We start from the raw sequence: 21,382 nt of genomic DNA, 5'->3' as shown, positions 1-21,382 counted from the left end.
CACTAAAACTTATATTAGATTTAGATCAATCACTGGCCGATGATAATCCCATCTCAACGCTCAGGACTTCAATCATGCTGCCCAGCCTGTTCATCTCCCACGGTTCGCCCATGCTCGCCCTGCAGCCCGGCGCCAGCGGCCCGGCACTGGCCAGGCTGGCCGCCGAACTGCCGCGCCCAAAAGCCATCGTGGTGGTGTCGGCGCACTGGGAAAGCCGCGAGCTGCTGGTGGCCAGCAGCCCGGCCCCGGAAACCTGGCACGACTTCGGCGGCTTCCCGCCCGAGCTGTTTGCCGTGCAGTACCCGGCGCCCGGCGAACCGGCCCTGGCCGCGGACATTGCCCAGCGCCTGACCGACGCCGGCCTGCCGGCGCGCCTGGACCCACAAAGGCCGTTCGACCACGGCGCCTGGGTGCCGTTGTCGCTGATGTACCCGGCGGCCGACATTCCGGTGGTGCAGGTGTCGCTGCCCAGCCGCCTGGGGCCGCAGCTGCAACACCTAGTGGGCCAGGCCCTGGCCGGCTTGCGCGGCGAAGGCGTGCTGCTGATCGGCTCGGGCAGTATCACCCACAACCTGCGCGAACTGGACTGGCACGCCGGCCCGGAAAGCGCCACGCCGTGGGCCAAGGCCTTCCGCGACTGGATGCTGGAGAAACTGCAGGCCGATGACCAGGCCGCGCTGTTCGACTACCGCCAGCAGGCGCCCTTTGCGGCGAAGAACCACCCCAGCGACGAGCACTTGTTGCCGCTGTACTTCGCCCGCGGCGCTGGCGACACCTTCGGCCTGGCCCACGCGGGCTGGACCCTGGGCGCGCTCGGCATGGATATCTATCGCTTCGATTGACAGACGCCGCCTGGCGGCAGCTGCTACGCAGGGCCTCTGTAGCAGCGGCCACAGGCCGCGTCCCGCCCCACACGCAGGCAAAAAAAATCCCCGGCACCAGGCCGGGGATTTTTCATTTCAGATCAGCCGCAAGGCAGGATCAGTCTTCGCGATAGCGACGCAGCTTCAGCTGCTTGCCGGCAACGCGAGTGTCCTTGAGCTTGGCCAGCAGCTTCTCCAGGCCTTCCTCAGGCAGCTCGACCAGGCTGAAGCTGTCGCGTACCTGGATACGGCCGATCGCTTCGCGGGCCAGGCCGCCTTCGTTGAGGATAGCGCCCAGCAGGTTCTTCGCGGCGATACCGTCGCGAGCACCCAGGGCAGTACGGCAGCGTGCACGGCCTTCGCCCAGAGGCATTGGCGCGCGACGCTCGCGGTCACCACGCTCAGGACGGTCACCACCGGTACGCTCACGCGGCGCGCTGGTCGGCACCAGTGGCTGCTCGCGCTCTACCGCTTCCAGGGTCAGCGCCTGGCCATTGGTGGCCTTGCGCAACAGGGCAGCGGCCAGGGCACGTGGAGTGCAGCCGATGTCAGCGGTCAGGCGGTCCAGCAGGTCGCCATGGGTGGCTTCTGCGTCGGCAACCAGCGGCGCCAGGCCGTTGGTCAGCTTCTTGATGCGGGCATCAAGCACAGCCTGGGCGTTCGGCAGGCGAACTTCGGCAACCTTCTGGCCAGTTACACGCTCGATAACCTGCAGCATGCGGCGCTCACGCGGGGTAACCAGCAGCAGGGCACGGCCTTCGCGACCGGCACGGCCAGTACGGCCGATACGGTGAACGTAGGACTCTGGGTCGTACGGCATGTCGACGTTGAACACGTGAGTGATGCGCGGTACGTCCAGGCCACGGGCAGCGACGTCGGTAGCGACGACGATATCCAGGCGGCCATCCTTCAGCGAGTCGATGACGCGCTCACGCTGGTTCTGGGCAATGTCGCCGTTCAGGGCGGCAGCCTTGTAGCCTTTGGCTTCAAGGGCGCTGGCCAGGTCCAGGGTGGCTTGCTTGGTACGCACGAAGGCGATCAGGGCGTCGAACTCTTCCACTTCCAGCAGGCGCAGGACAGCGGAAGTCTTCTGGTCAGCGTGAACCAGCAGGTGAGCCTGCTCGATCGCGGTAACGGTCTGGGTCTTGCTCTGGATCTTGACGTGTTTCGGGTCTTTCAGGTGACGCTCGGCGATTGCGCGGATCGACTGCGGCAGGGTAGCCGAGAACAGTACGGTCTGACGCGACTCGGGCATGGCCTTGAAGATGACTTCCAGGTCGTCCATGAAGCCCAGCTTGAGCATTTCGTCGGCTTCGTCGAGAACCAGGTGGTTCACGGTGGCCAGGACCTTCTCGTCACGACGCAGGTGGTCGCACAGACGGCCAGGGGTTGCCACGACGATTTGCGCGCCGTTGCGGATAGCTTTCAGTTGCGGGCCCATCGGGGCACCGCCATACACGGCCACTACGGTAACGCCAGGCATCTGCTTGGCGTAGGTTTCGAATGCAGTGGCTACTTGCAGCGCCAACTCACGGGTTGGCGCCAGGATCAGGGCTTGCGGCTCGCGCTTGCTCGGGTCGATGCGATTCAGAATCGGCAGTGCGAAGGCAGCGGTTTTACCGGTACCAGTCTGCGCCTGGCCGATCATGTCATGACCTTCCAGGATGATTGGGATCGATTGCTGCTGAATAGCCGACGGCTCTTCGTAGCCAGTCGCGATGACGGCTGCAACAATGTTCGGGTTAAGTCCGAGAGCGGCGAAGCCGCCGGTTTCCTGGGTCATGGGTCTGCCTCTAAGTGCATCCGCAAAGACCCATGCTCCAAAGCTGCGCATGCCTTGTAAGACTCGAGAGTCACCCTGGCAGCTTTGTCGGCGGGGATTTGCGAAAACGATTGAATGAAAAAAAAGAAACGTTAGGAAGAGTCCGCGGAACGGACGTGCAGTCGAAGTTGTCTTCGGGGGATTGCGCTACCTAAACGTGGCCTGATTAAAGACCGGCGCGCACTATACCTGAAATCGCCGTGCACGTGAGAGTTTTTTATTGTTATCAGACGGCTGAACCCACGATTGTCACAGGCTTTGCGCAACATCGGCCACGCGTCTATTTTGCTAGAGACCTGCGCGCCCGGCGCCCCGGCTTAATCGTTTCACCCCTTGCCCCCGAGGATGCCGATATGAGCCAACCCTGCCCCGGCCACGTCAGCCGCGAACTGCGCGGCAACGTGATGTTGATCGGCCTGGACCGCGCCGCCAAGCGCAACGCCTTCGACCTGCCCCTGCTGGAACAATTGAGCCTGGCCTACGGCGAGTACGAGCGCGAGCCCGCCGCCCGCGCCGCGGTGCTGTACGGCCACGGCGAGCACTTTAGCGCTGGCCTCGACCTGGCGGCGGTGAACACCGCCTTCGTGCAGGGCTGGAAGCTACCGGAAGGCGGCCTGGACCCGTGGCGCGTGGGCCTGGGGCCGACCTTGAGCAAACCGCTGATCGTCGCCGCCCAAGGCTATTGCCTGACCATCGGCATCGAGCTGATGCTGGCCGCCGACATCAACCTGTGCGCCAGCAACACGCGCTTCGCGCAGATGGAAGTGCAGCGCGGCCTGTTCCCCTTCGGCGGCGCCACCGTGCGCCTGCAACAGATAGCCGGCTGGGGCAACGCCATGCGCTGGCTGCTGACCGGTGACGAGTTCGACGCCCACGAGGCCCTGCGCCTGGGGCTGGTGCAGGAAGTGATGGCCAGCGAGGACCTGCTGCCCAACGCCCTGCACCTGGCCGAACGGATTGCCGCCCAGGCGCCGCTGGGCGTCAAGGCCACCCTGGCGTCGGCGCGGCTGGCGGTGCTGGAGGGCGAGGCGGCCAGCGTCGCCACCCTGCACGCCCAGGCGCACCTGCTGCTGGGCAGCGACGACGCCCGCGAAGGCCTGGCGGCGTTTCACGAACGCCGGCCCGGCACCTTTACCGGGCAGTGACTCAGGAGGCCGGGCGCAGCTGCGCGATCAGCGCCTGCAGCGAGTAGCCCAGGCGCGGCGCCAGGGCATCGGCGCGGGCTTTCAGGCCGTCGAGGTCGAGGTCCTGGTCCAGCTCGGCGGGAATGATCAGGATCACGTTGCCCTCGGTCACCGGCAGCTCCCAGTAGTGGCGGTGGTACAGGCCGCGCAGCAGCGCCGCGCCCAACGGCTTGCCGTCGTCGCCCGCCCACTGGTTGATGACCAGCCAGCCGCCCGGGTTCAGGCGCTTCTGGCAGTCTTCCAGGAAACGCCAGGCCAGGTGGCCCACGCCCGGGCCGTGGTCGGTGTACAGGTCGACGAAAATCAGGTCCGCCGGCTCCGCGGTGGGCAACAGCTCGATGGCGTCGCCGGTGCGGATGTACAGCCGCGGGTCGTCGTCCAGGCCCAGGTACTCGATGGCCAGGCGCGGCACGTCGGGGCGCAGCTCGATGGCCTCGACGTCCTCCAGCGGCAGGAACTTCAGGCACGCCTGGGTCAGGGTGCCGGCGCCCAGCCCCAGGAACAGCGCGCTCTCGGGCTGTTCGTGGCACAGCGCGCCAATCAGCATGGCGCGGGTGTAGTCATACTCCAGCCAGCTGGGGTCGGCGGTGAACACACAGCTCTGCTCGATGGCATCGCCAAACTCCAGGAAGCGGTAATCCTCCACTTCCAGCACACGGATCATGCCGAACTGATCATGCACTTCGGCCAGCAGACGCTCGACGCGCTCACGGGTTACTTCGGGTTCGTTGTCTTGCACCACGGGCGCTCATCAAGCCTGGAAAAATGCGATTGTCGCATTTATTGGCCCAGCGCACACCGTAGCAGCGGCCCTTGTGGGAGCTGGCTTGCCAGCGAGCTGTTGAGCATTAAAAGCTCGCTGGCAAGCCAGCTCCCACAGGACGTGACGGTGGTACCATCGACTCACCTATCAACACCTTGCATAAGAGCCTGTCATGAGCCTTCCGTGGAGCCCCGACAGCTGGCGCGCCTTGCCGATCCAGCAACAACCCTTCTACCCCGATGCCAGCCGCCTGGCCCACGTGGAGCAGACCCTGGCCAGCTACCCGCCGCTGGTGTTCGCCGGCGAGGCCCGCGAGCTGCGCCGGCAGTTCGCCGAGGTTACCCAGGGCCGCGCATTCCTGCTGCAGGGCGGCGACTGCGCGGAAAGCTTCGCCGAGTTCTCGGCGGCGAAGATCCGCGACACCTTCAAGGTGCTGCTGCAGATGGCCATTGTCATGACCTTCGCCGCCGGCTGCCCGGTGGTGAAGGTGGGACGCATGGCCGGGCAGTTCGCCAAGCCGCGTTCGGCCAATGACGAAAGCATCGACGGCGTCACCCTGCCCGCCTACCGCGGCGACATCGTCAACGGCATCGGCTTCGACGAGAAAAGCCGCACCCCCGACCCGGAGCGCCTGCTGCAGGCCTACCACCAGTCCACCGCCAGCCTCAACCTGCTGCGCGCCTTCGCCCAGGGCGGTTTCGCCGACCTGCACCAGGTGCACAAGTGGAACCTGGACTTCATCGCCGAATCGGCGCTGGCGCACAAATACCACCAGCTGGCCGACCGCATCGACGAAACCCTGGCGTTCATGCGTGCCTGCGGCTTGGACAGCGCGCCGCAACTGCGCGAGACCAGCTTCTTCACCGCCCACGAGGCGCTGCTGCTCAACTACGAAGAAGCCTTCGTGCGCCGCGACAGTCTGACCAACGACTACTACGACTGCTCGGCGCACATGCTGTGGATCGGCGACCGCACCCGCCAGCTCGACGGCGCCCACGTGGAGTTCTTGCGCGGGGTGAACAACCCCATCGGCGTCAAGGTCGGCCCGAGCATGCAGCCCGACGAGCTGATCCGCCTGATCGACGCCCTCAACCCGGACAACGACCCCGGCCGCCTGAACCTGATCGCGCGCATGGGCGCCGGCAAGGTCGCCGACCACCTGCCCCGCCTGCTGCGCACGGTGAAGGCCGAGGGCCGCCAGGTGCTGTGGAGTTCCGACCCCATGCATGGCAACACCATCAAGGCCAGCAGCGGCTACAAGACCCGTGACTTCGCGCAGATCCTCAGCGAGGTGAAGCAGTTCTTCCAGGCCCACGAGGCCGAGGGCACCTACGCCGGCGGCATCCATATCGAGATGACCGGGCAGAACGTCACCGAATGCATCGGCGGCGCGCGGCCGATCACCGAAGATGGCCTGTCGGACCGCTACCACACCCACTGCGACCCACGCATGAACGCCGACCAGTCGCTGGAACTGGCGTTCATGATTGCCGAGACGCTGAAGCAGGTCCGCCGCTAGGCCACGGCTACAGGAACGGGGCGTGGCGCTGGCACTCCAGGGTGACCGACGCCAGGCCCAGCCACCCTGCCATCGCCTTCAACTGCCCGGCCAGGGCCGCCAGGCCCTCGGCGTCCAGGTGCCCTTGTTCATCGTGCACCGCCAGCACGCGCAGCTCACCCGTGGCGCGTGCTGCCCGCACGTCCACCCGGGCGACGATCTGCTCGTTGTGCAGGAACGGCAGCACGTAATAGCCGTACACGCGCTTGTGCGACGGCGTGTAGATCTCCAGCCGGTAGCGAAAATCGAACAGCCGCTCGGTGCGGTCGCGCTCCCACACCAGCGAATCGAAAGGCGACAGCAAGGCGCTGGCCGTGACCTGGCGCGGGATGCGCACCTGACGCAGCAGGTACGCCGGCTGTGACCAGCCCTCTACCGTGCAACGCTGCAGCTGGCGGTCTTCCACCAGCTCGGCCAGGCGCGCACGAGTGTCGCCAGGCTCCAGGCGAAAGTAATCACGCAGGTCTTTCTCGGTGGCCACACCCAAAGCAGTGGCCGCGTGCAGCAACAGCTGACGCTGGGCCTGGGCCAGATTGGGCGCAGGCGCTGCCAGCACCGCCGCCGGGATCACCCGTTCGGGCAAGTCATAAAGACGCTCGAAGCCACGCCGCCCCGCCACCGTCAGCTCGCCGGCGGCGAACAGCCATTCCAGCGCATGTTTTTCCGCGCTCCAGTCCCACCAGGGCCCGGCGCGCTCCTGGCGGGTGGACAGGCTGCCAGCGCCAAGGGCGCCCTGCTCGCGCACGGCATCCAGCACCCGCGCCAGCACCGGCTTCTGTTCCAGGCCAAAGCGCGCCAGCTGCTTGTAGATGCCCTTGCCCTGGGCAGCCCTGGCCATGCGCCAGGCCATGGCCGGGTAAAGCTCCAGGGGCAGCAGCGAGGCTTCGTGCCCCCAGTATTCGAACAGTTTGCGCTGGCGCCCACGGCCCCAGGCCATGTCATCAAGCAGGCCGTGGGAGTAAGGGCCCAGGCGCGAAAACAGCGGCAGGTAATGCGAACGCACCACGGCGTTCACCGAGTCGATCTGCAGCACGCCCAGGCGCTGCACCATCTTCAGCAGGTGCCCGGGCCCAAGCGCCGTGCGCAACGGCCGCGGGGCGAACCCCTGGGCGGCCAGCGCGAGGCGCCGGGCCTGGGCAATGGACAATGAGTCGGGCATGCACCACTCCTTGTGAACCTGCCCTACGGTAGCCCTGGCACCGGCGCCTCGCCAGCGCTTATTTCTTCAGTGGATCATCCCAGAACGGCCGTTCGGTCTCGCGACTGACGTCGGCCCTGGACATGCCGATGTCCTTGAGCATGTCGTCACTCATGGCCGCCAGTTGCCGGCGCTCCCAGGCCAACTGCCGCCAGCGCCGCACACGCTGCAACAGGCCCTGGAACGACACGCCGTGGAACGGCACCCGCATCACCAGCACATAACCCTTTTGACCTTTCATCATCCGACCCTCCAGTTGGGGATGACTCAGTGTCGCGCCGGGCATATGATCAATCCAACGAATGTTTCTTATGCCTCTCATCTCGGAGATTGATGAATGTCCCAGTACCAGAGCATCGACTCAGAGGTGTTGCGCACCTTCGTCGCCATCGCCGATGAGGGCGGCTTTACCCGTGCCGGCGAGCGCGTCAACCGCACCCAGTCGGCGGTGAGCATGCAGATGAAACGCCTGGAGGAAGACATCCTCCAGCGCCAGCTGTTCGAGCGCGACGGCCGCCAGGTACGCCTGACCGCCGAAGGCCAGATCCTGCTGGGCTATGCGCGGCGCATCCTCAAGCTGCACAGCGAAGTGTTCACCACCCTGCGCGAGCCGCACATGGTCGGCACGGTGCGCATCGGCACGCCGGACGACTACGCCATGCGTTTCCTGCCCGGCATCCTCTCGCAATTCGCCCAGGCCTACCCGCTGGTGCAGGTGGAGGTGCATTGCGAAAGCTCGAAGCAACTGATGCAGCGCCAGGACCTGGACCTGACCATCGTCACCCGCGAGCCCGGCAGCGAGATTGGCCAGATGCTGCGCCACGAACGCTTCGTGTGGGCCCAGGCCATCGGCTTCAACCCCGTGGAGCAGAACCCCATCCCGCTGGCCATGTTCAACAACGACTGCTTCTGCCGCATCTGGGCCTGCAACGCCCTGGACGCACGGCAAAAGCCCTACCGCATCGCCTACTCCAGCCCCAGCCTGGCGGCGATCATGGCAGTGGTCAGCGCCGGCCTTGCGGTGACCGCGCAGCTGCAGAGCCTGATTACCCCGGACCTGCGCATCCTCGGTGAAGCCGAGGGCCTGCCGCAGCTGCCCATGGCGAGCATTATGCTGCTGCGCAACGACAGCACGCAGAACGCGATCACCGACTGCCTGGCCGACCATATCGCCGAGGGCTTCAAGTTGTAATTTAACGAACTATGGACGCGGTCCGTGGCTCAAACCTTTCAAGAAGCCGCCCATACGGCCATGATGAATTAGCTGGCGCGTTAAACACCTCGACGCTAAATTCGCCCGCTTCAATTGAATCAAGGATCAGCATGAACGCCGACCGCCCCACTTCCAGCGCTGCCGAAGGCCATTGCGACGATCTGCTGCTCGACAGCCAATTGTGCTTTGCCCTGTACTCCACCTCCCTGCTGATGACCAAGGTCTACAAACCGCTGTTGCAAGCCCTGGAGCTCACCTACCCGCAGTACCTGACCATGATGGTGCTGTGGGAAAAGGACGGTTTGACCGTGGGCGAAATCAGCACCCGGCTGCTGACCGACCCCGGCTCGCTGACCCCGCTGCTCAAGCGCCTGGAAGCCGAGGGCCTGCTCAGCCGCACCCGCAGCCGGGAAGACGAGCGCGTGGTGATCGTGCAACTCACCGACCAGGGCCGCGCCCTGCGCGAGAAGGCCAAGACCATCCCCGGCTGCATCCTGGCCGCCACCGGCGAGACCGTGGAACGCCTGAAAAAGCTGCAGGGCGACCTGCTGGAGCTGCGCGGCAACCTGCACGAAAGCCTCTAATTCCCGCCCACGGGTGCGCCGTTCGTCGTGCCCTTCGATTATTTATCTTGCGCGCAAACTATTAGCGCACTAATCTAACCCCGTACCCAGACAACACCCCCAAACATTCAGCCTTGAGGTGTCACCATGCAAACGCTCTATACCGCAACCGTAACTGCTACCGGTGGTCGTGATGGCCGCGCCGTGTCCAGCGACAACATCCTTGACGTGAAACTGGCCACCCCCAAGGCACTGGGCGGCGCCGGCGGCGAAGCCACCAACCCTGAGCAGCTGTTCGCCGCCGGCTACTCGGCCTGCTTCATCGGCGCGCTGAAATTCGTCGCCGGCCAGGCCAAGCGCGCCCTGCCCGCCGACACCCGCATCACCGCCGAAGTGGGCATCGGCCAGATCCCTGGCGGTTTCGGCCTGGACATCGACCTGCGCATCAGCCTGCCGGGCCTGGAACAAGCCGACGCCCAGGCGCTGGTAGACGCCGCCCACCTGGTGTGCCCGTACTCCAACGCCACCCGCGGCAATGTCGACGTTCGCCTGCACGTGGCGGTGTAAGCCTGCGGCGCACAAATCCCAGGCACAAAAAAGCCCGACTCATGGTCGGGCTTTTTGTTACGCAGGAAGGGCCAGAATTACTTGGCGCGACCTTTGTACGAACCGCCTTCGCGGGTATCGATCTCGATCATGTCGCCGATCTCGATGAAGTCGGCAACGCTCAGCTCGGTGCCGTTCTTCAGTTTGGCAGGCTTCATGACCTTGCCGGAAGTGTCGCCACGAGCCGAACCTTCGGTGTAGTCGATCTGACGCACGATAGTGGTCGGCAGCTCAACGGAAACCAGGCGGCCTTCGAAGAATACGGCTTCGCAGACGTCGGTCATGCCTTCTTCAACGAATGGCAGTACCGATTCGATGTCTTCGGCGTTCAGCTCGTACATGGTGTAGTCAGTGGTGTCCATGAACGTGTAGGAGTCACCGCTGATGAAGGACAGGGTGGCTTCCTTGCGATCCAGGATCACGTCGTCCAGCTTGTCGTCGGCGCTGTAGACGGTTTCAGTCTTGTAGCCGGTCAGCAGGTTCTTCAGCTTGGTCTTCATGATCGCGCTGTTACGGCCCGACTTGGTGAATTCAGCTTTCTGAACCAGCCAAGGGTCGTTGTCGATACGGATCACGGTACCGGGTTTAAGCTCTTTACCAGTTTTCATTGCGAATATCCGAATTTGGATGGATTTACAAAAATCTAGGCCGCGTATCATATCCAATTTCGGTAAAACTGTACCAGCGCCGTCGCAAGATCAGGCTGAGCGGCCTGCTTTTCGCCCCATTGGCGGGCATTGGCGGCCAGCTCCGGCCAGTGTTCCAGCACCCGCCGCCAGCTGTCGGCCATGGCCAGGCCCTGGTTCCAGGCGCGCCACAGGTCGGTCAGCGCCTGCCCCGCCGCCGGGCTCAAGGCCTCGACATAGAGCGCCAGGAAGGCTTCGAGCTTCTCCCAGTGCGCGTACTCTTCCTGTTCATAGATGTGCCACAACAGTGGTTGCCCGGCCCATTGCGCGCGCACGAACGAGTCTTCGCCGCGCACGGCGTTGAAGTCGCAGCTCCACAGCAGCAGGTCGTACTGGTCCTGGCGGACGAACGGCACCACCTGCACGGTCAGGGCGCCACGACGATGCACGGCGCCCACCGCCAGCTCATCCACTGCCAGCCACGCCTGCACGTCCCCCAGCACACGGCCCTGGGGCACCAGCACGTGGGTGGGCGAGGCATCGGCGGCCATGGCGTCGAACCACCCGGCCAGGCTGGCGTTCTCGTAGGCAAACAACGACACCAGCCGGGCGCCTGGGGCCACCGTCACGCCCAGGCTGGCCAGGAACGCGCGACGCGCCTCGGGGTCGGCCTGAAACGCCTGGCGGCGCGCCAGCAAGCCGCTTTCACGCAACAACCCACCGGTTTTCTCGACAAAGCCGGGAAAGAAGAAATACTTCTGCAGGCGGTCCGGCTGCGGCGATGGCAGGCCATGGCAACCCGACACCCAGCCTTCGGCGCTAAGGTATTCCAGGTTCAGCCACAGCGCAGGTACATCGCGGGCGGCCATCGCCGCGCGATAGTCGGCCGGCAGTTTGCAGCCGAAGGCTTCGATGACCACATCGGCGGCCTGCACGGCGGGCCACTGCTGCGGCCACTGGCAAATCTCCACGCCTTCGTGGCGCTGGCTGGCCAGGCTCGGCTGCACCACCGGCCACAGCCGCTCGAACGATTTCAGGTCGTCGACCCACAGGCGCACGGCCACGTCATGTTCGGCGGCCAGCTGCCGGGCCAGGCGCCAGGTCACGCCAATGTCGCCGAAGTTGTCGACCACACAGCAGAAAATGTCCCAGGAGGCTTTCATGTTCGCTTCCATCACGCCCTCCGGGCAAAATCGGGCATTGTAGAGGCAAAGTCATCGCTCATGAGACAATCATAACCCTGCCCGCGCCGCCAGGAGGCCCGTCATGCCTTACCGCCCCAATCACCGCCAATTGCTCGTCACCCTCAACCCCGCGCAACTGGTGGGCTGCATTGCCCTGGGTATCTGGCTGGGGTTCCTGGCCATCGCCCTGACCACCTGGCTGGGCTACAAGCTGTTCTTCAACGCGCCGCTGGCCGTGGCCACCCCGGTGCCACCGCCGCCAGCCATGCGCGCCCCGGACGACAGCTCGGCCATGTTCGACCAGTACAAGGACAACCTGCGCCGCCAGGAACAGGGCCAGGGCGACGCGCAGAACCACAACCAGGACCCCAAGTGCCAGTTCTGGCTGCAGCAGGACCGCACCGCCCCGACCGACAAGAGCCGCACCAATGCACTCAAGTTCTGCAACTGAAATGGACAAGCACGCCCTGCGGCAGCTGATCGTCGAACGCCTGGCGCAAGACTTCGACGTGCTGCAGCGCGCCGCCCAGACCGCCTACGAAACCGCGACCCACGAAGAGAACGTCGCCGAAAACAAATACGACACCCTGGGCCTGGAGGCTTCGTACCTGGCCACCGGGCAGGCGCGGCGCATGGAAGAAATCCGCCAGGCGCAGGGGCTGTACCAGCAGCTGACCCTGCGAGCATACGACGAACAGCGCGGCATCGAAGTCGGCGCGCTGGTGACCCTGGAAGCGGAGAACGGCCAGCTGCAATGGCTGTTCCTGGGGCCCGAGGCGGCTGGCCTGAAGATCACCCTGGACGGGCGCCTGGTCACCGTCATCACCCCGCGCTCGCCGCTGGGGCAGAGCCTGCTGGGCAAGCGCGAGGATGACGAGGTCAACATCACCGTGGCAGCCGTGCGCCAGGCCTATACCGTCATCCACGTCACATGACCCGTAGCAGCGGCCACCAGGCCGCGTCCCCAGGCACCGTGCTTTTTCCATAGCCTGTGGGAGCGGGTTCTACCCGCGAAAAGAACCCTGCGCAATACCTGACACCCGGTGGCGTCCTTTTCGTGGGCAGAGCCCACTCCCACGCAAGGAAGGCAAGTGCAGGTACGGGAGCCGTCAGGCGGTGAAACGCTCGGCCAAGCGCTGGGCTGTGAACTGCTCCAGCAGATAATCGATGAACGCCCGGGTCTTGCCCGGCAGCAACTTGTGCTCGGCGTAGTACAGCCAGATATGCCCATCATCCACGTACCAGTCCGGCAGCACCCGCTGCAACGTCCCCGCCTGCAGGTACGGCACCGCGAACGGCATGCTCACCAGGGCAATGCCCAAATCCTGCTGCGCCGCCACGCACGCCGCGTCGGAATCGCTGAGGGTCATGCGCGCCGGCAAACGCAATTCTGCCTGCGCCTGCTGGCGCCCGGTCAACGGCCAACTGCGCACCCGCCCGGTCTGCGGCGAGCGGATCAGGATGCCGTCCTGCTGCTCCAGGTCTTCGGGGGTGCGCACCGGTCCGCGCCGCGCCAGGTAGCCGGCTGACGCCACCAGCACCCGATGGGCCGGCGCCAGCTTGCGCGCCACCACGCCCTGGGGCAGCTCGAACCCGCCGCCGATGGCGGCATCGAAGCCCTGGCCAATCAGATCGACCTGGCGGTTGTCGAAATGCCAGTCCGGGGCAATGTCCGGGTAACGGCGCAGGAACTCACCCAGCAGCGGCACCACGTACAGGCGCCCGAACACCGTGCCCATGCTGACCCGCAAGGTGCCCGCCGGCTGCCCCTGGGCGCCGGCCAAGTTGGCCACGGCATTCTGGATCACCCCGAAACTGGCGCTGACCTCCGCGAGGAAGCGCTGCCCCGCCTCGGTCAGGGTCAAGCGCCGGGTGCTGCGCTGGAACAGGCGCACGCCCATGCGCGCTTCCAGCCGCGCCACGTTCTTGCCCACCGCTGCGGGAGTCAGGTGCAGGCGCCGCGCCGCCTCGGCGAAGCTACCGGCTTCGGCGCTGCGGACAAAACACTCTATGCTGCTGAAGGTTTCCATGGCCGCCATTCGATACCATTGGTTTACACAGCCTATCTCAACCATGGTCTACCGGCAGCATAATCAGCAGTCGATACTGAACCCATCAACCAAGGCATTCCGCCTTGGCAACTGGAGCACCCTCATGTCGAATCAAGCGAAACTCAGCGGCAAAGTGGCCTTGGTACAAGGCGGTTCCCGCGGCATCGGCGCCGCCATCGTCAAGCGCCTGGCCAGCGAAGGCGCTGCCGTGGCCTTCACCTACGTCAGCTCCCAGGCCCCGGCCCAGGCACTGGCCGACAGCATCACCGCCGAGGGCGGCAAGGCCCTGGCCATCAAGGCCGACAGCGCCGACGCCGACGCCATTCGCGGCGCCGTGGAACAGACCGTGCAAACCTTCGGCCGCGTGGACATCCTGGTCAACAACGCCGGCGTGCTGGCCCTCGGCCCATTGGCCGAGTTCAGCCTGGAAGACTTCGACCGCACCTACGCCGTCAACGTGCGCAGCGTGTTCATCGCCAGCCAGGCGGCTGCCAGGCACATGGGCGACGGCGGGCGCATCATCAACATCGGCAGCACCAACGCCGACCGCATGCCCTTTGAAGGCGGTGCCGCCTACGCCATGAGCAAATCGGCGCTGGTGGGCCTGGTGAAAGGCCTGGCCCGCGACCTCGGCCCGCGCGGCATCACCATCAACAACGTCCAGCCCGGCCCGGTGGACACCGACATGAACCCGGCCAACGGCGACTTTGCCGACATCATGCTGGGCTTCATGGCGGTGAAACGCTACGGCCATGCCGACGAGATCGCCAGCTTCGTCAGCTACCTGGCCGGCCCGGAAGCGGGCTACATCACCGGCGCCAGCCTGACCATCGACGGTGGCTTCGGCGCCTGATCGGCCAAGGTCTGTTCGAGCATCGCGACAAAGGCCTGGGCGGCCGGGGTCGGGGTGTTCGACCAGATGGCGTAGACGCGGCGCACCGGCGCATCGCTGATCGGCACCGCCACTACCCCTTCGAACCCCTGGGCCACGGCGGCAGGCACGAGCCCTACCGCCAGGCCACGGCGCACGAATTGCTCCACCAGGCGCATGTCGGTGATCTCGAACTGCACCCGGTGCGCCAGGTTGGCCGCCGCAAACGCCTCGTCCGTCTGCCGCCGCGCGCCGGTGCCCGCCGCAAAATCCACCAACGGCTGATCTGCCAACTGCGCCAACAACAAGCGCTGCGCGGCCGCCAACGGATGCCCCGGCGCCAGCACCACCACCAGTTCTTCATCCACCAACGCCCTGAGCGCCACCCCCTCCACCGGCGCACCCGGCCACACGCCGATCATGGCCACGTCCATGCGCCGCCCGCGCACCTCCTCCACCATCCATTCACTGCGCCCCACATTCAGGTGGATATCCACCTGGGGGTATTGCTGGTGGAAGGCAGCGATGTGCTCCACCAGGTCCAACCCGGTCAGCGACGAGATCATGCCCAGGCTCAAGCGCCCGCGCACCTGGCCGCAGGCCGCCGCCACGTCGTCGCCAATGCGCCGGGTGGCGTCCAGCGCGGCACGGGCGCTGCGCACGAACGCCTCGCCCGCCGGGGTCAAGGCCACCCGCCGCGAGGTGCGCTCGAACAATTGCGCACCCAGCTGGCGCTCCAACCGGGCGATCTGGTGGCTGAGCGCCGACTGCACCGTGTGGCAGCGCGCCGCCGCGCGGGTGAAGCTGCCTTCGTCGGCCACCGCCAGGGCGTATTCGATCTGCTTGAGGTTCATGGCACCCATCTCGTTTCACGATCATTTCGATGACAACAATACATTGGTGTCATGGATAGCCAGTACCGATACTTGCCCCGACTGCCACTGCCTTGGAAAGCCGCCATGTCTTCGCCCCGTGAAAAACCGTTGAGCAGCGCCCTGATCCTGCTGATGGCCATCGCCACCGGCCTTACAGTAGCCAGCAACTATTACGCCCAGCCGTTGCTGCACACCATTGCCCAGCACTTGGGCCTGAGCGCCGCCAGCGCCGGCACCATCGTCATCACCGCACAACTGAGCTACGGCGCCGGGCTGTTCCTGCTGGTGCCCCTGGGCGACCTGCTGGAGCAGCGCCGCCTGATCGTCACCATGACCCTGCTCAGCGCCGCCGGGCTGCTGATCAGCGCCTTCGCCCCCAACCTGCCGCTGCTGTTGCTGGGCACCGCCATGACCGGGCTGTTCTCGGTGGTGGCCCAGGTGCTGGTGCCCATGGCCGCCAGCCTGGCGGCGCCCGAGCATCGCGGCCGGGTGGTGGGCACGCTGATGAGCGGCCTGCTGCTGGGCATCCTGCTGGCGCGCACGGCGGCCGGGCTGGTGTCTTCACTGGCCGACTGGCGCACCATCTACCTGCTGGCTGCCGCGTTGCTGAGCCTGTGCGCCATTGCCCTGGGGCTGTCGCTGCCGCGCCGGCAACAGTCGGCCGGGCTCAGCTACCCGCAACTGTTGGCCTCGGTGCTGACCCTGTTCGTGGAAGAACCGGTGCTGCGCCTGCGCGCCTGGCTGGGCCTGCTGTCGTTCTGCCTGTTCGGCCTGTTCTGGACACCCCTGGCGTTCCTGCTGGCCGCCCCGCCCTATGGCTATTCAGATGCCGCCATCGGCCTGTTTGGCCTGGCGGGTGCCGCCGGCGCCCTGGCTGCCAGCGCTGCCGGCCGCCTGGCCGACCGCGGCAAGGGCAACCTGGCCACCCTCATCGGCCTCGCCGCCCTGCTCGCGGCCTGGCTGCCCCTGGCACTCGCCGGGCAATCACTGTGGGCCCTGCTGGCCGGCGTGCTGATCCTCGACCTGGCCGTGCAACTGACCCACGTCAGCAACCAGAACGCCGTCTACGCCCTGCGCCCCCAGGCGCGCAACCGCCTGAACGCCGGCTACATCACCTGCTACTTCATTGGCGGCGCCATGGGCTCGGCCCTCGGCACGCAATTGTTCAGCCGCTTCGGCTGGCCGGGCATCGTCGCCGCAGGCACCGCCATCAGCTTGTTGGCCCTCGGCCTGTGGCTGTGGCGCAGCAGCCCGAAATCGTCGCCTCTCGTCGCGCGACATTGACTTGCGTCAGCGTTGAGCTATTCCAAAGGTTTGAAAATGAATGCATTCAACCTGGAAATCCCCACCATGAAGCTGACAATAAAAGCCGGTGATTTCTTGCAGTGCGAAGGCGAGTACAGCAATGGATCGCTCACACTCAAGACTGCCAACCACCCTTCCCCCGGGGAACGGATCCCCCTCAACCGCATCAAGAACATCACCGTCGCCAACCACGAGGTCAACCGCAGCCTGGGCGGCGCCATCGGCTGGGGCTTCGCCGGCGCCCTGGTCGCCGGCCCCATCGGGCTGGTGGCGGGCCTGTGGCTGGGCGGCAAGGAAGAACAGGTGACGTTCATCGCCACCTTGAAGGACGGCCGCAAACTGACGGCGGTGGCAGATAGCCGGACGTTTTCGAAGTTGAATGGGAGGTTGCAGGGGTTGCATGCGTAAGGAAGCTCTCTCCCGGTAGCCGATCGGCTACCCATCTTGCTCACACAAACGCGACACAAACAAAAAACCCCTGAAACGTTGCCGTTTCAGGGGTCTCTTGCGTATCGAATATGGCGGTGAAGAAGGGATTCGAACCCTATTTGTCGCCACCCCAGTCCGCTCCAGTCCACATTTTACGGGGGCTTCGCGAAACTCGCGAGGACAGGGGCGGACAGTGAAGGACTGGGTTTTGCCCTAAATTTGCCCTAAACGCGATCGGCTACCAGGCCCTCAGAACAGGCATTTTGCCACCACCTGTGCTAGATATATTCCATTACACGCCAAACAAGGATGATAGCAAATGGAAATGGTGGACCCTCATGTTGGAATGATCTCCTTCCAGGCTGCTTTGCGGGCCGGGATATTGGACATCGGCCCTGTTCCAAACTTCGAAAATCTTTATAGCCATGTGGATGAGCCTACGCCTGGTGTGCAGCGTTTAACGTATGTCCGCCTCAGCTCAGATAAAAAAACTGTGAAAGCCTTTGTCGCATGCGTAATGAATGGGGAAATCGAGGGCAACCCATGCGTTGCTCTCGGTTACGCTGTCCCGGAGGATTTTCGCAATCAAGGTTACGCGAAACAGATTTTGAGCGACGTAATTGCCGATCAAACCATCCAGGCAGGCAACGTCGGCTATAGAGAGATCTATGTAGAGGCGGTGATAGATGAGGAGAATGCACCTTCTATAAGCGTTGCAGGAGCGGTTTTTAATAGCCCCCAGGAAAAAATAACTGACCAGTTTTCGGGGCGACCGGCGGTACGGTATACCGCCCGCTTCGCTACCAAGCGATCCTCAAATTAGCCTTTCGCAAGGAGGATCCATTTGATATCTTTCCGCCACTATCTGAATGCCAGCCACACGATGACCTGAGTCGTGCTGCAAACGGTCCAGTTGGGTATCTGCCACCGACCTCCTGGAAACCCCGCGCGAGCGGAAAAAGGAAATAGGCAGAGACAGTCTGAACCTCCTCGCCAACTGCTTTATGAGACTTGGAGAACAGCTTAGAGGAGGACACCTATGGGTGCTTTGAATCAGGCTGGTTCAGCAGCTTTGGCTGGACGCCTCACGGCGTTTGGCAGCGTAGTCGGGGAGCTCTGCTCTCACGGTCTCGACCCGGTCACCGCTGTTGTACTTGGTCTAATCGCTGCTATCGTACTCGCGACAGTTTAAGGCTAGGGCGGTCGTGCTGGCGGGCATGGCCGTTCGAACCTTTCATCCGCTCCCCCATCCACTCCTCAGTATCAACCCGGATGACAGATCCTCGCATAGTCCTGCAGCGCCCTCAGGGCTGAGCGCTCGCGGATGAGGTCGGCGCGGAGATCGAAAACAGCTTGTCCAGCTTCTCCACTGAGTTCGACTGTTCCTGCATTGCCCACGCCGGGGGTGCTGGAGGTACTGGGCACCCCGCCGCTACCGCTACCGTTTGCGGTGCAACTGCCCGCGATCCGCAGCCGCTGAGTGCCAGCAGCAACATCAGCGCGCAGCTTGTCATTGGCAGCTTGGGTCGCGGCGTACCGTTGGCGCAGGGTTTCGTTTTCGGCGAGAGCATCGGTTTTCTCCTGGGTGCGCTGGGCGTCGATATCGGCAGCCTTCTGCTCGGCCGCCTGCTGTTGGGCCAAGGCCTTGCTGGTCTGCGCGGCGCCGGCATTGTTGATGGCGGTCAGGTCCGCCTGGTACCCGGCCGACTGCGCGGCCAGTTGCTTGCCGTAGCTGTTGGCCTGCCAGGCCCAGGCTACGTAGAAGCTGCCAGCCATGAGCAGCAGCACCAGGCCGGCGGCCACGACCCACTTGATCGCGGTTTCGCTCATACCAGTGCCCTGCGCAGGCCTTCATTGAACACCGCGTCCGGGTACTCGTAGTTGGCGCATTCGTGTTTGATGACGTTGCGCAGCAGCGCACCCAACACCACAGGATCCTTGATGTTGGTGATCACCTGGTCCGGGGCAAGCCCGCAGCGCTGCGCTACCGCCTTGATGTAGGCCTCGGTGTCGTTCTCAAAGCTCGGCGCATACGGCGTGATGAGCGCCCGAACCGTCTTGCGACCGTACTTGTTGAAGTAGGTCTGCAGCAGCTTGCCCAAGGCGCGGATGCCGTTCTCGGCGGTATCGAAACGGCAGAAGCGGGATTCGATTGCCGGATCGTAGGGGAGCTGGCCCAGCCAGTTGTTGGTTTTGCTGTAGTCGATGTTGCCCGGATTGTTGCAGCGAACACCGCGGGGGATTGTTGGGGTCATGCGGCCACCTCGCTCAATGATGCCCAGCTCTTGCCATTTTTAATGCGGCTGATCTGGCCGGGTGAGACGCCGTACTTCTTGCACATGCGACGCCCCGATCCGCGCCCTTCCCTGGAAATCGTCTCGCGTATATCGAGCACCTGGGCAGCGGTGAGAACTGCACTCACGCACTTTTCACCGTCCTGCATGGTGCCGTGGCGACGCATATCCATCTGGTTGGCCTGGTGGGTATCCCAGCGCAGGTTGTCCACCCGGTTATTGGGGGGGTTGCCGTCGTTGTGGCAAACGTCAGTCTGGCCCACCTCGGGCTTCGGCAGAAATGCATGGGCCACCAGCCGATGTGATAAACGCCTGTAAGGTTTGCCGGTGTGATCCTCGCGCAGGATGAATGCGACATAGCCGAGTGAGGTAACGGTGCCGGTAAGAATTCGGCATTTCCCGCCGCGTCGGCTGCGCACGCGGCCATCACTGGCAACGTCGTAGTCACCAAAGCCGTCGATGACGGCCCAAGTAGGTTCTGGCATGTACTTTTCTCCAGACGAAAAAAAGCCCGCGCAGTGGCGGGCGGTGGTGGGCGGGCCGGGATCAGGCTGCGGTGTCGGGCTCGGCATCCGGCACGGGCGTGGCGGTGACGGTGACCTGGGCGCTGTAGGTGCTGATCAGCTGTGCGGTGCGCACGGTCGCCTGGGGCTGGGCCGCCAGGATCTCGCGGGCTTTGGCGTCGGCCTCCTCGACGGTGGCGAAGGTCTGCTGGTTGGCCGGGTCGAAAGCGTTGGCCGAGTTGATGACGATGAAGGGCATGGGGGATCTCCGGTTTCAGAATTTAGGCAAAAATAAACCCGCTCGATGGCGGGTAGGCTTTCCCTAAATAGGGATCAGGTGGGGGCAGCGGGCCAATCGACTTCGGTGGGATACCCCGCCTGGGCGGGTACCTTGCTGAGCAGCACGCGGTATTTCTTCCAGTCCTTCAGCAGCGTCAGCTGCTCGTCCGTGGCCTGGTCGGTGTCCACGGCGTCCTGCAGGTCGGAAACAGCCTGGTCGGCGATCCCGCGCAGCCGCGCCACTTCTGCCGTGGTGATCGCCACCTGCAGCTCAAGCGCGGCCGCGTCCTTCATTGCCTTGGTGATCAGCTGGCTCCAGTCGATGTTCATTGCTCGATTGCCTCCTCAGGCAGAGGTTGAGGCAGCGCCACGGGGCCGTCTGCGCTCACGATGATGGGCACCGGAAACGCCTGCTCCTGGCTGTAGTTCGCCGGCAGCGGCAGGATCAAGGTGAGGCTCAATTCCCCGTTGGTGCGGTCCACATCGCCGGCGAACCAGCCGGAGGTGATGGCCGACGCCGGGAGCGTGTCCCCTTCCTGAACCTGGGACAGGTCAAACTGCTCACTGTTGAGGGTCAGCACGTCACCATTGCAGATGATCTCGAGACTGTCCTCCCGGCGCTGAGGTGATAAGCGAATGATCATCAGAACCATCTCCCGTGGGCGACGTAGGAAATTGTGGCCGTGGCGGTGGACAGGCATGACGCTGCCCTTACCCCGCCCCCGTTGACGGTGAGGGTGGTGTCGCTGATCGGCCAACATGGGTTGCCAGAGGCTGAGTTAACCCCAAACGTAACGTACGGAACTGAGGCAAAGGCGACCGGGAAGGTGAATGCCCACACCCCACTCATGTAGATCGGTGCGGCCAGCGACGAAGACGTGGTGTAGGCCGCAGGCATCACGCCCATGCAGATCATGGTGCCGTCGGCAAACTTCGCGTAGCGCCCATTGACGTTGCTGCCCGATTCAATGAGCGCGCCGGTGGGCACGCCGCTGGCCTGGCTCACAGAGCCCAGGATATTCGATCGAGCGAAGCCCCGCGCCACAGGGATGACGGAGGGCAGCGTGTCCCCACCGAGCCAGGCATACAACTCGGCAAGGGATAGGTTGATTTTGTTGAAGGCCGTGGTGGCGGCCTCACCCTTCTTGCCGTTCGATTGAACGGTGGTCAGGTCGATAACTTGTCTGGCCATGCA

27 protein-coding genes are annotated in these 21,382 nt (G+C 64.5%); 12 read left to right on the top strand and 15 right to left on the bottom strand.

What is annotated here, in order from left to right:
• Window positions 1–74: 74 nt before the first annotated feature.
• Complete coding sequence (locus AC0J42_RS08450) at window positions 75–842, top strand: DODA-type extradiol aromatic ring-opening family dioxygenase (protein WP_416423114.1); 768 nt, start codon at window positions 75–77, stop codon at window positions 840–842.
• A gap of 139 nt (window positions 843–981) precedes the next feature.
• Here the strand turns inward: AC0J42_RS08450 and AC0J42_RS08445 are convergent, their stop codons facing one another.
• Window positions 982–2,646 carry a DEAD/DEAH box helicase gene (locus AC0J42_RS08445; RefSeq protein WP_473005826.1) on the bottom strand — a complete coding sequence of 555 codons (1,665 nt, stop codon included), beginning with the start codon at window positions 2,644–2,646 and terminating at the stop codon, window positions 982–984.
• 392 nt (window positions 2,647–3,038) lie between these two features.
• Here AC0J42_RS08445 and AC0J42_RS08440 point away from each other — a divergent pair, with 392 nt between their 5' ends.
• A complete protein-coding gene (locus AC0J42_RS08440) occupies window positions 3,039–3,830 on the top strand; it encodes a crotonase/enoyl-CoA hydratase family protein (protein ID WP_416423113.1) in 792 nt (263 codons plus the stop codon).
• 1 nt (window position 3,831) lies between these two features.
• Here AC0J42_RS08440 and AC0J42_RS08435 read toward each other — a convergent pair whose 3' ends face one another.
• On the bottom strand, window positions 3,832–4,533 hold the full coding sequence (locus AC0J42_RS08435; RefSeq protein WP_416427558.1) for a spermidine synthase: 702 nt from the start codon (window positions 4,531–4,533) through the stop codon (window positions 3,832–3,834).
• 271 nt (window positions 4,534–4,804) lie between these two features.
• On the opposite strand from AC0J42_RS08435, the gene AC0J42_RS08430 reads away from it, so the two are divergent.
• A complete protein-coding gene (locus AC0J42_RS08430; protein ID WP_473005825.1) occupies window positions 4,805–6,151 on the top strand; it encodes a class II 3-deoxy-7-phosphoheptulonate synthase in 1,347 nt (448 codons plus the stop codon).
• Between the two features lie 7 nt (window positions 6,152–6,158).
• On the opposite strand, the gene AC0J42_RS08425 is transcribed toward AC0J42_RS08430, so the two are convergent.
• Both AC0J42_RS08425 and AC0J42_RS08420 read right to left on the bottom strand, forming a co-directional pair.
• Window positions 6,159–7,349, bottom strand: coding sequence for a winged helix-turn-helix domain-containing protein (locus AC0J42_RS08425; RefSeq protein ID WP_473005824.1), 1,191 nt, complete (start codon window positions 7,347–7,349; stop codon window positions 6,159–6,161).
• Between the two features lie 58 nt (window positions 7,350–7,407).
• Complete coding sequence (locus AC0J42_RS08420) at window positions 7,408–7,629, bottom strand: DUF1127 domain-containing protein (protein WP_416427557.1); 222 nt, start codon at window positions 7,627–7,629, stop codon at window positions 7,408–7,410.
• A 96-nt stretch (window positions 7,630–7,725) separates the two neighbouring features.
• Here AC0J42_RS08420 and AC0J42_RS08415 point away from each other — a divergent pair, with 96 nt between their 5' ends.
• The 3 genes from AC0J42_RS08415 (at window position 7,726) to AC0J42_RS08405 (ending at window position 9,731) form a co-directional block, all read left to right on the top strand.
• The gene (locus tag AC0J42_RS08415; protein ID WP_416423110.1) at window positions 7,726–8,580 is read left to right on the top strand and encodes a LysR family transcriptional regulator; all 855 of its coding nucleotides are present in this window, start codon (window positions 7,726–7,728) and stop codon (window positions 8,578–8,580) included.
• Between the two features lie 131 nt (window positions 8,581–8,711).
• Window positions 8,712–9,185, top strand: a complete 474-nt coding sequence (locus AC0J42_RS08410; protein ID WP_416423109.1) for a MarR family winged helix-turn-helix transcriptional regulator — start codon at window positions 8,712–8,714, stop codon at window positions 9,183–9,185.
• A 126-nt stretch (window positions 9,186–9,311) separates the two neighbouring features.
• Complete coding sequence (locus AC0J42_RS08405; RefSeq protein WP_416423108.1) at window positions 9,312–9,731, top strand: organic hydroperoxide resistance protein; 420 nt, start codon at window positions 9,312–9,314, stop codon at window positions 9,729–9,731.
• A 77-nt stretch (window positions 9,732–9,808) separates the two neighbouring features.
• Here the strand turns inward: AC0J42_RS08405 and AC0J42_RS08400 are convergent, their stop codons facing one another.
• Together AC0J42_RS08400 and earP are read right to left on the bottom strand one after the other, a co-directional pair.
• Window positions 9,809–10,378: an elongation factor P gene (locus AC0J42_RS08400; protein ID WP_008370499.1), complete on the bottom strand. Its 570-nt coding sequence runs from the start codon at window positions 10,376–10,378 to the stop codon at window positions 9,809–9,811.
• A gap of 47 nt (window positions 10,379–10,425) precedes the next feature.
• On the bottom strand, window positions 10,426–11,559 hold the full coding sequence (gene earP / locus AC0J42_RS08395) for an elongation factor P maturation arginine rhamnosyltransferase EarP (RefSeq protein ID WP_473005823.1): 1,134 nt from the start codon (window positions 11,557–11,559) through the stop codon (window positions 10,426–10,428).
• A 103-nt stretch (window positions 11,560–11,662) separates the two neighbouring features.
• Between earP and AC0J42_RS08390 the strand changes: the two genes are divergently transcribed.
• The gene (locus AC0J42_RS08390; RefSeq protein ID WP_473005822.1) at window positions 11,663–12,031 is read left to right on the top strand and encodes a hypothetical protein; all 369 of its coding nucleotides are present in this window, start codon (window positions 11,663–11,665) and stop codon (window positions 12,029–12,031) included.
• Between the two features lies 1 nt (window position 12,032).
• Window positions 12,033–12,515, top strand: coding sequence for a GreA/GreB family elongation factor (locus AC0J42_RS08385; RefSeq protein ID WP_473005821.1), 483 nt, complete (start codon window positions 12,033–12,035; stop codon window positions 12,513–12,515).
• Window positions 12,516–12,689: 174 nt separating this feature from the next.
• Here AC0J42_RS08385 and AC0J42_RS08380 read toward each other — a convergent pair whose 3' ends face one another.
• The gene (locus AC0J42_RS08380) at window positions 12,690–13,610 is read right to left on the bottom strand and encodes a LysR family transcriptional regulator (protein WP_416423104.1); all 921 of its coding nucleotides are present in this window, start codon (window positions 13,608–13,610) and stop codon (window positions 12,690–12,692) included.
• Window positions 13,611–13,734: 124 nt separating this feature from the next.
• On the opposite strand from AC0J42_RS08380, the gene AC0J42_RS08375 reads away from it, so the two are divergent.
• Window positions 13,735–14,484, top strand: coding sequence for a 3-oxoacyl-ACP reductase family protein (locus tag AC0J42_RS08375; RefSeq protein ID WP_473005820.1), 750 nt, complete (start codon window positions 13,735–13,737; stop codon window positions 14,482–14,484).
• Here the strand turns inward: AC0J42_RS08375 and AC0J42_RS08370 are convergent.
• Window positions 14,436–15,356, bottom strand: a complete 921-nt coding sequence (locus AC0J42_RS08370; RefSeq protein WP_473005818.1) for a LysR family transcriptional regulator — start codon at window positions 15,354–15,356, stop codon at window positions 14,436–14,438. The genes AC0J42_RS08375 and AC0J42_RS08370 overlap by 49 nt on opposite strands.
• A gap of 105 nt (window positions 15,357–15,461) precedes the next feature.
• Here AC0J42_RS08370 and AC0J42_RS08365 point away from each other — a divergent pair, with 105 nt between their 5' ends.
• The 3 genes from AC0J42_RS08365 (at window position 15,462) to AC0J42_RS08355 (ending at window position 17,934) form a co-directional block, all read left to right on the top strand.
• The gene (locus AC0J42_RS08365) at window positions 15,462–16,661 is read left to right on the top strand and encodes an MFS transporter (protein WP_473005817.1); all 1,200 of its coding nucleotides are present in this window, start codon (window positions 15,462–15,464) and stop codon (window positions 16,659–16,661) included.
• A gap of 36 nt (window positions 16,662–16,697) precedes the next feature.
• On the top strand, window positions 16,698–17,090 hold the full coding sequence (locus tag AC0J42_RS08360; protein ID WP_416423100.1) for a hypothetical protein: 393 nt from the start codon (window positions 16,698–16,700) through the stop codon (window positions 17,088–17,090).
• A 340-nt stretch (window positions 17,091–17,430) separates the two neighbouring features.
• Entirely contained in the window at window positions 17,431–17,934 is a 504-nt protein-coding gene (locus tag AC0J42_RS08355; RefSeq protein WP_473005816.1) for a GNAT family N-acetyltransferase, read from the top strand.
• Window positions 17,935–18,374: 440 nt separating this feature from the next.
• On the opposite strand, the gene AC0J42_RS08350 is transcribed toward AC0J42_RS08355, so the two are convergent.
• The 7 genes from AC0J42_RS08350 to AC0J42_RS08320 form a co-directional block, all read right to left on the bottom strand.
• Window positions 18,375–18,941: a lysis system i-spanin subunit Rz gene (locus tag AC0J42_RS08350; RefSeq protein WP_473005815.1), complete on the bottom strand. Its 567-nt coding sequence runs from the start codon at window positions 18,939–18,941 to the stop codon at window positions 18,375–18,377.
• Entirely contained in the window at window positions 18,938–19,366 is a 429-nt protein-coding gene (locus tag AC0J42_RS08345) for a structural protein (protein ID WP_473005814.1), read from the bottom strand. The genes AC0J42_RS08350 and AC0J42_RS08345 overlap by 4 nt, the downstream gene beginning before the upstream one ends.
• Window positions 19,363–19,890: an HNH endonuclease gene (locus AC0J42_RS08340; protein ID WP_473005813.1), complete on the bottom strand. Its 528-nt coding sequence runs from the start codon at window positions 19,888–19,890 to the stop codon at window positions 19,363–19,365. The genes AC0J42_RS08345 and AC0J42_RS08340 overlap by 4 nt, the downstream gene beginning before the upstream one ends.
• Window positions 19,891–19,951: 61 nt before the next feature.
• Window positions 19,952–20,167, bottom strand: coding sequence for a hypothetical protein (locus tag AC0J42_RS08335; RefSeq protein ID WP_473005811.1), 216 nt, complete (start codon window positions 20,165–20,167; stop codon window positions 19,952–19,954).
• A gap of 74 nt (window positions 20,168–20,241) precedes the next feature.
• Window positions 20,242–20,517, bottom strand: coding sequence for a tail fiber assembly protein (locus AC0J42_RS08330; RefSeq protein ID WP_473005809.1), 276 nt, complete (start codon window positions 20,515–20,517; stop codon window positions 20,242–20,244).
• Window positions 20,514–20,831 (bottom strand): hypothetical protein, encoded by a 318-nt coding sequence (locus AC0J42_RS08325; protein WP_473005807.1) that lies wholly within the window; start codon window positions 20,829–20,831, stop codon window positions 20,514–20,516. Before AC0J42_RS08325 ends, AC0J42_RS08330 begins: the two co-directional genes overlap by 4 nt.
• Window positions 20,831–21,379, bottom strand: coding sequence for a hypothetical protein (locus AC0J42_RS08320; protein ID WP_473005806.1), 549 nt, complete (start codon window positions 21,377–21,379; stop codon window positions 20,831–20,833). The genes AC0J42_RS08325 and AC0J42_RS08320 overlap by 1 nt, the downstream gene beginning before the upstream one ends.
• Window positions 21,380–21,382: the final 3 nt, after the last annotated feature.

The organism is Pseudomonas sp. Tav-5-1A (assembly GCF_055755055.1).
Note: the sequence above shows the minus strand (reverse complement) of the source record. Positions and strands in the feature narration are given on the sequence as shown.